At 66.4% G+C, this 13,510-nt stretch carries 14 protein-coding genes; 2 read left to right on the top strand and 12 right to left on the bottom strand.

From position 1 onward, the window contains the following. The first annotated feature begins 9 nt into the window (after positions 1-9). Complete coding sequence (locus tag FGU64_RS00195) at positions 10-867, top strand: folate-binding protein YgfZ (RefSeq protein WP_136358061.1); 858 nt, start codon at positions 10-12, stop codon at positions 865-867. Continuing rightward, a complete protein-coding gene (locus FGU64_RS00190; RefSeq protein WP_139950417.1) occupies positions 867-1,481 on the top strand; it encodes an HD family hydrolase in 615 nt (204 codons plus the stop codon). The genes FGU64_RS00195 and FGU64_RS00190 overlap by 1 nt, the downstream gene beginning before the upstream one ends. On the opposite strand, the gene FGU64_RS00185 is transcribed toward FGU64_RS00190, so the two are convergent. The 12 genes from FGU64_RS00185 to pyrE form a co-directional block, all read right to left on the bottom strand. After that, a complete protein-coding gene (locus FGU64_RS00185; RefSeq protein ID WP_139950416.1) occupies positions 1,482-2,945 on the bottom strand; it encodes a RimK family protein in 1,464 nt (487 codons plus the stop codon). After that, positions 2,942-4,045: a GNAT family N-acetyltransferase/peptidase C39 family protein gene (locus tag FGU64_RS00180; RefSeq protein WP_139950415.1), complete on the bottom strand. Its 1,104-nt coding sequence runs from the start codon at positions 4,043-4,045 to the stop codon at positions 2,942-2,944. Before FGU64_RS00180 ends, FGU64_RS00185 begins: the two co-directional genes overlap by 4 nt. A 158-nt stretch (positions 4,046-4,203) precedes the next feature. Then, positions 4,204-4,998, bottom strand: coding sequence for an anti-sigma factor (locus FGU64_RS00175; RefSeq protein WP_139950414.1), 795 nt, complete (start codon positions 4,996-4,998; stop codon positions 4,204-4,206). Then, a complete protein-coding gene (locus FGU64_RS00170; protein ID WP_139950413.1) occupies positions 4,995-5,513 on the bottom strand; it encodes a sigma-70 family RNA polymerase sigma factor in 519 nt (172 codons plus the stop codon). Before FGU64_RS00170 ends, FGU64_RS00175 begins: the two co-directional genes overlap by 4 nt. A 143-nt stretch (positions 5,514-5,656) precedes the next feature. After that, a complete protein-coding gene (locus tag FGU64_RS00165; RefSeq protein ID WP_139955213.1) occupies positions 5,657-8,437 on the bottom strand; it encodes a DUF2339 domain-containing protein in 2,781 nt (926 codons plus the stop codon). Between the two features lie 65 nt (positions 8,438-8,502). Continuing rightward, entirely contained in the window at positions 8,503-9,276 is a 774-nt protein-coding gene (recO, locus tag FGU64_RS00160) for a DNA repair protein RecO (RefSeq protein WP_139950412.1), read from the bottom strand. A 140-nt stretch (positions 9,277-9,416) separates the two neighbouring features. Next, positions 9,417-10,364 (bottom strand): GTPase Era, encoded by a 948-nt coding sequence (gene era, locus FGU64_RS00155; protein ID WP_180375599.1) that lies wholly within the window; start codon positions 10,362-10,364, stop codon positions 9,417-9,419. Then, positions 10,337-11,053: a ribonuclease III gene (gene rnc, locus FGU64_RS00150; RefSeq protein ID WP_139955212.1), complete on the bottom strand. Its 717-nt coding sequence runs from the start codon at positions 11,051-11,053 to the stop codon at positions 10,337-10,339. The genes era and rnc overlap by 28 nt, the downstream gene beginning before the upstream one ends. After that, positions 11,053-11,802: a signal peptidase I gene (gene lepB / locus FGU64_RS00145; protein WP_139955211.1), complete on the bottom strand. Its 750-nt coding sequence runs from the start codon at positions 11,800-11,802 to the stop codon at positions 11,053-11,055. Before lepB ends, rnc begins: the two co-directional genes overlap by 1 nt. A 78-nt stretch (positions 11,803-11,880) precedes the next feature. Then, complete coding sequence (gene acpS / locus FGU64_RS00140) at positions 11,881-12,294, bottom strand: holo-ACP synthase (protein ID WP_139950410.1); 414 nt, start codon at positions 12,292-12,294, stop codon at positions 11,881-11,883. Next, positions 12,291-12,878 (bottom strand): DUF2062 domain-containing protein, encoded by a 588-nt coding sequence (locus tag FGU64_RS00135; protein ID WP_139950409.1) that lies wholly within the window; start codon positions 12,876-12,878, stop codon positions 12,291-12,293. The genes acpS and FGU64_RS00135 overlap by 4 nt, the downstream gene beginning before the upstream one ends. Before the next feature lie 22 nt (positions 12,879-12,900). Further along, positions 12,901-13,479, bottom strand: a complete 579-nt coding sequence (pyrE, locus tag FGU64_RS00130; RefSeq protein ID WP_139950408.1) for an orotate phosphoribosyltransferase — start codon at positions 13,477-13,479, stop codon at positions 12,901-12,903. Between the last annotated feature and the right edge of the window lie 31 nt (positions 13,480-13,510).

Here is a 13,510-nt window from a genome sequence, read left to right as displayed (position 1 = left end):
GCTTCCGCCATGCCGTCTGCCCTGCTCAAGGACCGTACAGTCATTCTCGTCTCCGGCCCGGACGCCGAGCATTTTTTGCAGAACATCCTCACCACGGACCTCGATGGACTGGCGCCCGGCGAGGCGCGGCCCGGTGCGCTGCTGACGCCGCAGGGCAAGATCCTGTTCGACTTCCTGATCTCGCATGCCGGCGACAACACCTTCCGGCTCGACTGCCGCGCCGATGTCGCCGACGATTTCATCCGCCGACTGATGCTCTACCGGCTGCGCGCCAAGGCCGATATTTCCAAGCAGGAACAGGTGTTTGTCTCCGTCGAATGGGACGATGATTCAAGCGCTTCACAATCCGATTCAATATCCGTGATCGACGGCCGTTTCGCCGACGGGAGCGTCAGGCGGCGCTACGGCCAACAGGCCGGCGACGGCGACATCGGAGCATGGCACGCGCTGCGCATCGCCTCCGGCGTCGCCGAGAGCGGAAGCGATTACCAGCTTGGCGACGCTTTCCCCCACGACATCCTGCTCGACCAGGCAGGCGGCATCGGCTTCCAGAAAGGCTGCTATGTCGGCCAGGAGGTCGTCTCACGCATGCAGCATCGCGGCACGGCACGGCGGCGTGTGCTGCTGGTTTTGGCCGACGGCCCCCTCCCGCTTCCCTGCACCGAACTGACGGTGGACGGGCGCGGCGTCGGCACACTCGGCTCCAGTGCCGGCCGCAACGGCCTCGCCATCGCCCGCATCGACCGGGTGAAGGCAGCGATGGACGAGCGCAAGGAAATCCTTGCCGGTGATGTTGCCGTCTCCCTGTCGATCCCGGATTGGGCAACCTTCCGCTTCCCTGAACAGGCCGGCGCGGAGGAGGCCTGATGGCGGCCGACCGCGCCGGCGCGCCGCCGCGCGCGTGGCAGCGCATGCTGTCAGGCCGGAGGCTCGACCTGCTCGACCCCTCCCCGCTCGACATCGAGATTTCCGACATCGCCCACGGCCTTGCGCGGGTGGCGCGCTGGAACGGCCAGACCGGCGGCGAGCATGCGTTTTCGGTGGCGCAGCATTCACTGCTGGTCGAGGAGATCTACGGCCAATTGGTCCCGGAAGCGACGCCTGTCCAGCGGCTGACAGCCCTGCTTCACGATGCGCCCGAATACGTCATCGGCGACATGATCTCGCCGTTCAAGGCGGTGATGGGCGGCAGCTACAAGGAGTGCGAGCACCGCCTGCAACGCGCCATCCATTTGCGCTTCTCGCTGCCCGGCGAAACGCCGGCCGGACTGAAGAAGGACATCAAGCGCGCCGACCAGATCGCCGCCTATTTCGAGGCCACGCGGCTCGCCGGATTCTCCACGACGGAGGCGACTGAATTCTTCGGCCGGCCGCGCGGCTTTTCCGCCGACCGGCTGGACCTTGCGCCGCGCCCGGTCATGTGGGCGCAGGGCGCCTTCATGGAGCGCTTCGCGGCAATCGATATGCTGAGAGAGGCCTGATCAGCGTCCCTGCCGCTCCAGCCGGTCGAGGAACCACTGGGTCAGCCGCACCCACACCTCGTCCTTCTCGCCGGTGTCCTCGCAGCCATGATCGAGGTTGGGATTGTCGTTGACCTCGATGACGAAGATGCCGTCCTTCGTCTCCTTGAGGTCGACGCCATAGAGCCCGTCGCCGATGCAGCGAGCCGCCTTGACAGCGGTCTCGACCACATGCGGCGGCGTCTCCTTCAGCGTGAAGGTCTTGATGCCGCCCTGGTCCGGCTTGCCGCTCGCCTTGTGATGGACGATCTGCCAGTGCTTCTTGGCCATCAGGTAATGGATGGCGAACAGCGGCTGGCCGCCGAGAACGCCGATGCGCCAGTCATAGTCGGTCGGGATGAACTTCTGCGCGATCAAGAGGTCGGACTCCTCCATCCATTCGCTCGCCAGCGTCTTCAGCGCCGCGAAGGTCGAGCATTTCTTGACGCCGCGCGAAAAGGACGAATCCGGAATCTTCAGCACCAACGGGAAGCCCAGCGTCTCGGCCGCCAGCTCGAAATCGGCAGGGCCGGCGATCATCACCGTCGGCGGCACCGGCACCTTGTTGGCCGTCATGAGTTCGTTCAGGTAGACCTTGTTGGTGCAGCGGATCATCGACAGAGGGTCGTCGATCACCGGCATGCCCTCCTGCTGGGCACGCCGCGCGAAGCGGTAGGTATGGTTGGAGATCGTCGTCGTCTCCCGAATGAACAGCGCGTCGTAATTGGCGAGGCGGGCGAGGTCCTTCTTGGTGATCGGCTCGACCTCGACGCCCATCTTCTCGGCGATGCGCGCCCAGTGGCGCAGCGAGGCGATCTCGGACGGCGGCAGTTCCTCGTGGGGATCGACCAACGTGGCGAAGGTGTAGCGGGCCGGCGTGCGCGCCTTCGAATCGCGCCATTCGCGGGCTGTGTAGACATCCATCGCGTCGAGAAAGCGCTTCTTGTCTTCCTCGCTCATGCGACCGAGCGGACAAAAACCGATCTTGCGGATCGAAGCCCATTCGCCGCTGTCGAGGATGGAAACCTCCAATGCCGGCGCCCTGAACCAGTCGAACAGGAGCTTGGCGAAGCGATCCCACGCCCTTGAAGGGCCGATGCCGAAGAAGACGTGCACCTTGGCGGGAAAGGACCCGCCAAGGTCCTTGCGGCACTTGTTCAGCGCCAGTTCCAGTTCGGGCAGCGCGTGCTCGTAGAGCTTGCGCTCGGACAGGTCGATCATCGTCTCGACGGTGGGGATGACGCGATGGCCGCGTGACGAGGCCAGCAGCGAAGCGTAGTAGCCGCGGCTCTGGTAGGCGTAGCTGTTCGACAGGTTGATGACTTTGGGGCGCTGGCCGCGAAACAGCGCCGGATGGGCGAGATAATCGCGGTTGGTGATGACCTTGTGCGGCGTCGCCGCCTGGTCGAGATGGTTCTGCCTGCCGGTAAGGACGACCCAGGTCATGGCTCACGTTTCCCGAGGATGATGGCGGCGCGCAGTCCGTCGCGGCCGAACTGCGCCATGGCCATGAAGATGGCGTGGGGAACCGGTATGTTGGCGGCGTCGAGCGTGGTTTCCTGCCGCTCGTCCTCCACCCACGGATCGTGGATCAGGATGTGGTCACCGTCGTCGCCAATGGCGAGCACCCAATGCGGCACCTTCTTGCCGAACATCAGGAAGCCGCTGATAAGCACCAGCACCAGCTTACCCGCGCCGATTGCCGCGCGGATGTCGTCCAGCGCGAAAGCACGGGTGTTGACGGGAATGCCGTAACCCTCGGCGCGGCGGCGGAAATCGACCTGCGCCAATTCCATCACCCGCCGCTTCTCGGCGCTGCGCACCGATTGCAGGAACAGCGCACCATAGAAGGAAACGTAGATTTCGGCGGCCAGCCCGCTTTCATGGCCGGCGACGGCCAGCCCGAACGGTTCGCAACCGCCGGGGCCGGACATCATGAAGACGGTGGTCGCCTCGCGCCACAGGCGGATTTCCATCACCGGATCGGGCACGAAGGCGCGGTCGAAATGCGCCATCGCCATCATCAGGCAGCAGGGACCGCAGGTGAAGTCGCAGGTCTGCTCGTAGAACGGCACCGTGGTGGTGACCGGCACGCCGCCGCGCAGCGTTTTTTCGTAGCGCAGTGCGCTCGCGCCGTCCTCGTAGTAGTCCGCCTCGCGGCCGATGCGGCGATAGCCGGCCTTTTCGTAGACTTGGATGGCGCGCGCGTTGTCCTCGCGCACCTCCAGCCTGAGCAGCATGCGCTCGTGCCGGTAAGCCGCCCCCTCGGCAGCGTCCAGCAGCAGACGCCCGACGCCCTGTCCTCCGAACCCCGGTGCGGCGGCAATCGAATAGAGGCGCGCGACGCCGGACCCGGTGCGCAGGAGAACGATGGCATAGCCGGCAATGCTGCCGTCAGCCTCCGCGACCAGCGCCTCGGCGGTCTCGCGCTCGATCAGCGTGCGGAAGGACCGGCGCGAGATGCGGTCGCCGGGAAAAACGGCATTCTCGATGGCGGCGAGGGCGTCGACGTCAGATGCGCGGGCCTTGCGAATCTCGACAGGCATGAAGGCACTAAAACCCTCGGAGGCGATTGCTGGGAAAGGCTTGCCGACTCAGGAAGCAAGGCGAAAAACCCTGCGAAGTTCGCGCTATCGCGCTTGAAATCGGGCTGAATTGTGGCGCCCTCTCCGACCCTCAACTGCCATTCCGAAATCGACGGCCTTCACGAGATCATGCCCGCGATGAGCTGCTCGTAGGCCCGTTTGGCCACCTCGCTCAGACGGTTGTCCGGAAGCGAGCCGACGACCGCGCAGCCATAGCCCTTGTCCAGCCAATAGACCGCGCGAGGCCCCTCGCCGGACTGCGCGTAGATGCCCTTGCCATGCACTGCCGGCTCGGTGGTCACGAACAGCGAGATGCGGTTTCCTTCCGCATCCTCGTAGAGCAGCATGGCGGCGCGATGGCCGCCCGCCGGCAGCAACCGGCCGCCGACAAGCTGGAAGCCGTCGTCGCTCAGGTTGGGCGCGACCAGCTTCATGCCGATGCGGTTGGACAGCCAGGTTTCCATATGATCCAGGTCGCTGGCGGGGACCTCGACGGCATGGCGCTTCTCGGCGGCATAGACGACATGGGCGGCGATCGCCTCCTCGGCCAGCTGGTCCTGCGCGCTGTCGTCATGTGACCCGCCTCCCAGCGAAGCGGCGACATAGCCGCCGGCTCCGCCAACGGCCAAAAGCAATGTGGCAGCCGCGGCCAACCACCAGCGCGGGCGCTTGCGCTCCACCACCACGGGTTTTTCGCCGAGCGCGGCGCGGGTCAGCCGCGCCGGGACCGGTTCGTCGAGCACGCCCGCGAAGGCGGAACGCAATGCCTCGGCATCGCCGGCATAGCGGGTGCGTCTGGCCTGCATGTCCGGGTTGGCGGCCAGCCAGGCTTCGTAGCCGGCGCGATCCTCCCCCGGCAGCTCGCCGTCGAGCGCCATGTGGATATCCCGCTCGGTGAAATCGCGCCCGCTCATGATTCGACGATCCTGATGGCGCGGCGACGAGACGAATCGTCCAGCAAACCGCGCAGTTCCTCGCGACCACGGGCGATGCGCGACATCAGCGTTCCCGCCGGCACGCCAAGGATGTTGGCGGCCTCGGCATAGGAAAAACCTTCGATCGAGACCAGCACCAGCGCCGCGCGGCGATCGGGCCCGATGGCCTGCAAGGCGTCGACGATCTCGCGCGAGGCGGCATTGCCGAACTGCTCGGCGGGCGCGGCCAATGCCTCGTCGGCATCGAGCGGCAGCATCGCCGTCTCGCCGCGCCGGCTCACCTTGCGCATCCTGTCGATGAACAGATGGTGCATGATCGTGAACAGCCACCTCCGGGGGCTTTCTCCGCTTTGCCAGTTGTCCAGCCGGGTGAGCGCGCGTTCGAGGCAATCCTGGACGAGATCGTCAGCACCGTCGCGATCGCGCAGCAAAGCGCGCGCATAGCGCCTGAGGCGCGGTATCTCGCTGACGATCGCTGCCTTCCTGTCGTCCATCGCTGCCGTTTACGCCCGCGCCTGCCCGCCGCCCGCTGCTACCGCCGATTGAACGCCGGTTCGTCGCCCGTCGCAAGATGCGGCCTTGGCTGCATCCCGCGCGAGAAGACAACGAACGCTGCGGCGCATTTATTCCCGGCTCATCAGGTGGCTGGTTCTCCGCTGCGGCGCGCCGCGCTGGTCAACAGCTTCTGATAGAACAGGCCGATGCCGATCAGCACCGCGCCCAGGCCGATGAAGGAGAGCGCCCGCAGCACGCCTTCCAGTTCCGACATATCGAACAGGAAGACCTTCAGCACCGCCGCCGCGATCAGCGCCGCCGAGGCGATGCGCAGCACCTGCGAGCCGAGCCGGACGCCGATCACCAGCACGACGACACCGAGCAGCAGCCAGAGCGCAGAGTAGCTGTAGGTCTCAACCTGACCCAGCCCGCTCCACAGGCCGATATATTCGCCCTTGAAGAAGCGGCGCACCGACAGCGTCGCATAGACGAAGGCGAGCAGGGCCGCCGTCAGCGCCAGCATGGCCGAATACCATTTCGGCCGCTTGTCGCGAACGTAGAGAGCGAGCAGCCCCGCCGCTATCGCCGGCAGCAGATAGGCCAGGAACAGAAGGTTGAAGACCGGGATGGAGCCGGTCGATTCGTCGGTGAACAGCGGGTTGAGCCAGAGGAAATGACTGCCGGCGATGGAGGCCACCGACAGGACGCCGATGGCGAGCGAACCGTAGCGCAGCACCGAACTCGGCGAACGCATGTCGATCGAAACGAGGATCGCGGCGAAGCCCAGCGTAATCAGCGTATAAATCGCCTGTTCGGCCAGCGTCAGTGCGCCGTCGTCGATAACGCCGCCGTGCATGGCGTGGCGAACCAGCATGGCAAGCAGCAGAAGCGCGAAAAGGGCCGCCGCCGCTTCCATGGCAAGCCGAGGTCGACCGGCCGTGGTGCGCGCAAGCTGCCAGGCGGAGGCGGCGAAGGCGAGCGCCGGAATGCCGTAGCCCGGCAGCAGCCAGTTGAAGACGGGCGTGCGCGACAGCGCGTCGGCGCCGACGATGGTCGGGTCGAAGGCGACGCGCGCCAGAACGGCCACCGCCGCACCGACCGAAAGCCAGCCGAGCACCGGCCAGGAGCGTTTGCGTGTCGCCAGAGCCGGCACGACGGCGGCGGCGGCCGCGAGCACGGTCGTCAGGCCGGAGCCGAAGGCCATGTGCAGGAAAAGCAGCGCGGCGAGACCGGCGCCGATCAAGGCGAGGCAAACGGCGCTGCCGCCCGCCAACGGCGGCTGCTCGGCCCGTGCGATCCATTCGCTGCCGGCGACGAAGACGATGACCAGCAGCGCGGCGATGGCCGCGTAGAAGTAGTCATGATCGATGTTGCCATAGGTGACCCACAGCGTGAGTGCGACGACCAAAGGCACGGCGACGGCCCAACCAGCCCATGTCGCGGCCCAGGCCGGAACGGCCGCCGCCAGACGCCGGGCGCTCCAGAGCCCCGCCGCAAGGAAGAGGACGCAGAGAACAGCGCCGAGGCGCAGCATAATTCCGCCGTCGATCACCGCACCGTCGAACAGCGGTTCCATGCCCTGCCCGGGAATGAAGAAATCGCCGCCGAAGTCCGGGTAGAAAGCGACGAAAGGCACGATACCAAGGAAGATCAACACCGCCGTCGCGCCCGCCGCATGAACCAGCGCCAGCGCCGGCTGCCGGTAGAGCGCCACCGCGAGCATCGCGGCGATCAGCAGCACTCCGGTCCACATTGCCGGCGTTCCGGCCAGAGTGGGGGCATAAAACAGCGCCAGGACCGAAAGGCCGATGAACAGGCCGGGCGCAGTGGACGGCAGGTCGAAGCCGCTCTGCCCCGTTTGCGCGCGCCCCAGCCAGGCGAAGGCCAGGACCGCCAGCGTGACGAGGCCAGCGAAGCCCAGGATGCGATAATCGGGATCCGGCGCCTGCCCGACATAGAGCAGCGTCCACAGGCCGATGCCGACGAAGGCGGCCGTCATCAGGAAGGTCCACGACCGGATGCGCGCGACGAAGCCGGCGGCAGCCAGAACGATCGCCAGATAGCCGAACAGCGCCCAGTCGTTGCGCGATTGCGTATCGATGAGCAGCGGCGTGGCCAGCGCGCCGAGCAGGCCGATGCCGGCCAGCGCCTGACCATGCACCAGCGCCAGCGTGATGGTGCCGATGGCGACAGCGCCGAGCAGAAGGAAGGCGGCGGTCGGGCCGATGAAACCATAGACGGCGTGCGCGGCGTAGATCGTGCCGAACAAGATAAAGGCGCCGGCGGCCGTCAGGATCGCCGGAATGTAGGCGCCCGCCGCGCCCTCGACCGGCATTTTGAAGCCGGTGCGACGGATGAACTCGCCGCCGCCGACCAGCACGAGGCCCAGCACCGCCGCCATGGCAAGCCGAACCTCGGGGCCGAAGACGCCCGCCTCGATGGTGTAGCGCACCAGGAACAGGCCACCCAACGCCAGCGCCAGACCGCCGACCCAGACGGCCCAGCGGGTGCCGAGCGCGGTTTCGATGTCGCGCGCCTTCGGCGGCGGAGCGGCCGATTGGGCAGATGTCTCCTGCCGCTCGGTTTCGGCTTGCGCCGGCGGAGTCGTCTCGGTCGAAACGGCCGTCGCCATGGCGGGAACGTTGGCCCATGGGCCGGGAACCGGCGCGCCGGCCTGCTCGGCCACGGCTGCATCGGCTACCTCATGCAAAGTTCCCGGCTCGGCATCGGGCTGTGCCGAGGCCAGTTCGGCCTCTTTCGTCCTGGCGGATGCCGTGGCAGCGCCGGTCGCGGGCACGCCCGACAGGACCAGCCCGCGCAAGGCGGCCAGCTCGCGCTCGACCCGGTCGAGCCGCTTGCGTTGCCGCGACAGGATGACGAACAGCGCGACGATGACGGCGAGGCCGATCAGGCTATCCAGCATGGTGGTCATGGCAGTTCCCTCAAACCGTCATCGAATGGTGCGTATCGGCGAGAAAATCGCCCTGCTCACGCAGCACTTTCCCCGGATGCGGCGCCGTCGGCCGATTTGGGCGCGGCATGATGGCGGATAAGCGCGGCCAGAAAGCCGGCGCGCGCGCCCGGCTCCTCGATGCCGCGCGGCTCATAGACATGGCGATGCAGGAAAAAGCCCGTGAGACGGAAGGCTTCCGCCACCGCGACCGGATCACCGCGCAGGCCGGCGCCACGGCGCAGGAAGGCCGGCAGCGCCAGCATCCTGTCATGCCACGGCGCGCCCGCCTCGCGCGACACGGCACGGCCCGATTTCGGCGAGACGTAGACAAGGTCGCTTACCGTCCCAGTCGCCGCACACTGCGTCAGGTCGAGGCCGTAGCCGAGTTCGTCCAGCACCAGAAGCTCGAAGCGGGCCACCAGCTCGCCGGCTGCATCGGGATCGTCGAGATGGGCGAGCATGACGCCCAGCGTCTCGTAAAGCGCGTCGTGCGGGTCGCGCTCGGGCAGAAGGCGCAGATGCGCTGCGAGAAGCTGGATGCCGTAGACGGCGATTGCGCTGTCCATCAGCCGTGCTGCGTTCATCTCCAGCGCCTCGGCCTGAAACAGACCGAGATGCTCGTCGAGACGGGCACGCCACACCAGATCGACGCGGTTGCCAGGTTGCAGCACCGGCTGGAGTTTACGCGAGCGGCCGCCGCGCACCAGCCCCATGTGGCGTCCGTGCGCGCGCGTCATCACCTCGAGGATGGCGCTGGTTTCGCCATGCCTGCGGGTGCCCAGGATGATTCCCTCGTCGCGCCACTCCATGGTCGGAACTTCGACGGCTTCGGCGGCGAAATCAAGGTCTGCCAGAGCAACGGCGTTCTGACGAATGCAGCCGGCTGCTCCAGCTGTTTTCCAGCCGCATTTGTGCGGACGCCAGACGATTCCGTCGGCTGCAAAATGCTTTAATGCGGGAACTCCAGGCCCATCTCGCGGTAGCGCTCGGGATCGTCGCCCCAGTTCTCGCGGACCTTGACGAACAGGAACAGGTGCACCTTCTGTTCGAGGATAGCGCCGATCTCCTTGCGCGAGGCCTCGCCGATGGCGCGGATCGTCTCGCCCTTGTGGCCAAGCACGATCTTCTTCTGGCTGTCGCGCTCGACATAGATGACCTGCTCGATGCGCACCGAGCCGTCCTTCTTCTCCTCCCATTTCTCCGTCTCGACATGGGAGGAATAGGGAAGCTCCTGATGCAGGCGCAGATAGAGTTTTTCGCGCGTGATCTCGGCGGCGAGCTGGCGCATCGGCAGGTCGGAAATCTGATCTTCCGGATAATACCAGGGCCCTGCCGGCAGAGACTCGGCCAGATAGTCGAGCAGGTCCTTGCAGCCGGAACCGGTCAGCGCCGACACCATGAAGGTGCGCTCGAAGGGTACACGTTCGTTGGCCGCCTGCGTCAGCGCCAGCAGCGCCTCCGGCTTCACCCGGTCGACCTTGTTGAGCACCAGAACCTTCGGCTGGCGCACGTCGGCCAGCCTGTCGAGGATGGTGTCGGCGTCGCCCTTGATACCGCGTTCGGCGTCGATCAGTACCAGCACCATATCGGCGTCCTTGGCGCCGCCCCAGGCGGTCGTCACCATCGCGGTATCGAGGCGCCGGCGCGGCTTGAAGATGCCGGGCGTATCGACGAAGACGATCTGCGCCGCGCCATGGGTGGCGATGCCGCGCACCAGCGCGCGCGTCGTCTGCACCTTGTGGGTGACGATCGACACCTTGGTGCCGACGAGTTGGTTGACCAGCGTCGACTTGCCGGCATTGGGCGCGCCGATCAGGGCGACGAAGCCGGAGCGGGTCGAAGGCTGGGCAGCGGCTTCCTCGGCAGCGGTCATCGAGATGTTCCTTCCGCGCTCCATACGCCTTCGCGCACCAGAAGCGCCGCGGCGGCGGCTTCCTCGGCCGCCCTGCGGGAGCCGCCCGTGCCGGTCGAAGGCTCAAAGCCGGCGACCCGAACCGAGACGGTGAAGACCGGCTGGTGGTCCGGCCCCTCCCGCCTGTCGATAACGTATTCGGGACGAGCGTCGCTCGTCCTGGCGATCCATTCCTGCAATTCGGATTTCGGGTTCGGCGGCTTGGCGACAACCGTGTCGATGCGCGACTCCCAGCAGCGCAGGATGAAGCGCCGCGCGGCATCCAGTCCGCCGTCGATGTAAATGGCCGCGATCAGCGCCTCGACCGCATCGGCCAGGTAGTTGCCGCCAGAGCCGCGGGAACGGGCCTTGAGTGCTGCGTCGGCGCGGATCTCGTGCTCCAGGTCCAGCTCAAGCCCGACCTCGGAGCAGGTCCGCGCATCAACCAGGGCATTGAAGCGCGGGGCGATCTCGCCCTCCCGGGCATCGGGAAACCGGGCGAACAGCATGTCGGCTACCACGAGGCCGAGCACGCGATCGCCCAGGAATTCGAGGCGTTCGTTGTTGGCCTTGGCCTTGGCGGCGCTGGAATGGGTAAGCGCGGTTTCCAGGAGGCGCACATCCTTGAACGCATAGCCCGTCTTGCCGGCTATCGCCCTCGCCAATGCCTCGCCGATCGGCCGGTTCAGCGCCATCACCTGACGAAGTGGAACAGGCGCGAGGCGCGCATGTCGGACGGCCATTTCCAGATCTCCAGCGGGCTGGCGCCGTCGGCTATCGAGAAGAAGATGATGTTGGCGCGGCCGACAAGGTTCTCGGCCGGCACGAAACCGACGGTGAAGCGGCTGTCACTCGAATTGTCGCGGTTATCGCCCATCATGAAATAATGACCCGGCGGCACGTCGAATTCACGCGTGTTGTCGCCGATGGAATTGGGCGACAGGTCGAGCGTGTCGTAGCTCACGCCGTCGGGCAGCGTCTCGCGGTAGACGTCGACCGGGCGGTTGACCTCGGTGATGTCGGGATTGTCGATTTGGCCGACCTTCTCGCGCGGCACACCGACGCCGTTGATGAACAACTGGCCGTCCTTCATCTGGATGCGGTCGCCCGGCAGGCCGACGACGCGCTTGATGTAGTCGATCGACGGATTGGGCGGGAACTTGAAGACGACCACATCGCCGCGCTTCGGCTCCGCGCCCCAGATGCGACCGGAAAACAGGTTCGGGCCGAAGGGCAGCGAATAGCGCGAATAGCCGTAGGCCCATTTGGTGACGAACAGATAATCGCCTTCCAGGAGCGTCGGCCGCATCGAGCCGGACGGGATGGAGAAAGGCTGGAAGAACAGCGAGCGGATGACCAGCGCCAGGAGCAAAGCCTGGACGATGACGGAAACCGTCTCGCCAAGACCTCCGGATTTCTTCTCGGTCTTGTCCGCCGCGCTCATATCGTCCTCTTTCATGGTCTGGCTCTATAAGGGCTCGGCGCGCGGCCGGCAACGTTCAATGAGACGGGCATGGTCCTATCACTGTGGCGCTTGTGCGGCCGGCAGGGCCTCGATGATCACAAAGGCTTGAGCAAGCGGATAGTCGTCCGTCATGGTGAGATGGATCGCCGCCTTGTGATCTTTGGGCAGCAGGCGGGCCAGCCGCGCCACGGCGCCGCCGGACAGCTCGATCGTCGGCCTGCCGCCGGGCTCGTTGACCACGCCCATGTCGCGCCAGAACACGCCATCGGCGATGCCGCAGCCGAGCGCCTTGGCGCAGGCCTCCTTGGCGGCGAAGCGCTTGGCATAGGTGGCGGCGCGATGCGCCCGCCCTTCGGCGCGCGCCTGCTCGGTTTCGGTGAAAATGCGCTGGACGAAGCGCTCGCCGTGCCGCTCGAGCGACTTCTCGATGCGACGGATGTCGATCAGATCGGAGCCGATGCCGACGATCATCGTGCTGTGCTGCCGACGTCGTGGGTGCCGGTCTGGCGCCGGCGCGTCTTTTCGGCAAGGCGGCGCCGCCTTTGCTCACGGAACGCCGCCATGCCCCAGCGGGTCAGGGCATAGAACAGCAAACCGAAGACCAGGCCGAGCAATATGGCGCCGATGGTCAGCGGTTTCAGCACCGGCACCCAAAGCTGGGCAAAGCTCAGGTTGTGCATCATGGCGCTGAGATGGGCCGGCGGACCATGCGTGACGTGGTGGTGCAGGATAAGCTTGCCCGTTTCCCAGGACGCGCCCCACAGAAGCGGCACGGTCAGCGGGTTGCCGCCGACAGCCGCCCCCAGCAGGGCGGCCACGAGATTTCCGGCGATCAGCCAGCAGACCGCTGCGGCGATGAGGAAATGCAGGCCGAGCGGGAAGAAAGAGGCAAACACGCCGGCCGCGACGCCGGCCGCGACCGCATGAGGCGTGGCGTTCAGCCGCAGGATACGCTTGGAGAAATATTGCAGCGAGCGCGAAAAGGAGCGGCGCGGCCACAGCCACAGCCGAACCCGCTCGCCAAGAGATTCCGTTTTCCTACGCCTGAACAGCATCCGCCCGACCGCCCTTCTCACCTCATATGTTGCGGCTACCCGGTTTAACCGCCGGTATCGCCGCCAGTTCCGGCGGCAGGGCGTCGGCCGGATAGGCTGGAACCTCATATTCGGCGAGCGCGATCAGCGGCACGCCGACATCGGTCTTGCCGGCGGAACGGTCGATGATGCAGGCAGCCGCCGCCACCTCGGCACCAAGCCCGCGCAGGCATTCGATCGTCTCGCGGATCGACAGGCCAGTGGTGACGATATCCTCGACGATGACGACGCGCGCGCCCTTCTCCATGTCGAAGCGGCGCAGCCTGAACACGCCCTGCTCACGCTCGACCCAGATCGCCGGCACGCCGAGGTGGCGTGACGTCTCGTAGGCCGGGATGAGGCCGCCGATGGCCGGACCGACCACATAGTCGATACGGCCGGACACTTCCGCGCGGATTTTTTCGGCAAGCGCCTTGCAGAGCCTTTCCGTCTTGTCGGCATGCATGAAGACGCGCGCCTTCTGCAGGAAGACGGGACTGCGCAGGCCGGAAGTCAGAATGAAATGGCCCTCCAGCACGGCACCGGCGGAGCGGAAGACGGCCAGCACATCCTCCGTGCTCATTGCGCTGCCGTTTCCCGTCTGGCCATTCTGC

The sequence above is a fragment of the Mesorhizobium sp. 8 genome (assembly GCF_006351905.1).
GTDB classification, from domain to species: domain Bacteria; phylum Pseudomonadota; class Alphaproteobacteria; order Rhizobiales; family Rhizobiaceae; genus Mesorhizobium; species Mesorhizobium composti.
Note: the sequence above shows the minus strand (reverse complement) of the source record. Positions and strands in the feature narration are given on the sequence as shown.

Coding starts and splice junctions, on each gene's coding strand:
- FGU64_RS00195 (WP_136358061.1), top strand. CDS start 10: ATGCCGTCTGCCCTGCTCAAGGACCGTACAGTCATTCTCGTCTCCGGC.
- FGU64_RS00190 (WP_139950417.1), top strand. CDS start 867: ATGGCGGCCGACCGCGCCGGCGCGCCGCCGCGCGCGTGGCAGCGCATG.
- FGU64_RS00185 (WP_139950416.1), bottom strand. CDS start 2,945: ATGACCTGGGTCGTCCTTACCGGCAGGCAGAACCATCTCGACCAGGCG.
- FGU64_RS00180 (WP_139950415.1), bottom strand. CDS start 4,045: ATGCCTGTCGAGATTCGCAAGGCCCGCGCATCTGACGTCGACGCCCTC.
- FGU64_RS00175 (WP_139950414.1), bottom strand. CDS start 4,998: ATGAGCGGGCGCGATTTCACCGAGCGGGATATCCACATGGCGCTCGAC.
- FGU64_RS00170 (WP_139950413.1), bottom strand. CDS start 5,513: ATGGACGACAGGAAGGCAGCGATCGTCAGCGAGATACCGCGCCTCAGG.
- FGU64_RS00165 (WP_139955213.1), bottom strand. CDS start 8,437: ATGCTGGATAGCCTGATCGGCCTCGCCGTCATCGTCGCGCTGTTCGTC.
- recO (WP_139950412.1), bottom strand. CDS start 9,276: ATGGAGTGGCGCGACGAGGGAATCATCCTGGGCACCCGCAGGCATGGC.
- era (WP_180375599.1), bottom strand. CDS start 10,364: ATGGAGCGCGGAAGGAACATCTCGATGACCGCTGCCGAGGAAGCCGCT.
- rnc (WP_139955212.1), bottom strand. CDS start 11,053: ATGGCGCTGAACCGGCCGATCGGCGAGGCATTGGCGAGGGCGATAGCC.
- lepB (WP_139955211.1), bottom strand. CDS start 11,802: ATGAGCGCGGCGGACAAGACCGAGAAGAAATCCGGAGGTCTTGGCGAG.
- acpS (WP_139950410.1), bottom strand. CDS start 12,294: ATGATCGTCGGCATCGGCTCCGATCTGATCGACATCCGTCGCATCGAG.
- FGU64_RS00135 (WP_139950409.1), bottom strand. CDS start 12,878: ATGCTGTTCAGGCGTAGGAAAACGGAATCTCTTGGCGAGCGGGTTCGG.
- pyrE (WP_139950408.1), bottom strand. CDS start 13,479: ATGAGCACGGAGGATGTGCTGGCCGTCTTCCGCTCCGCCGGTGCCGTG.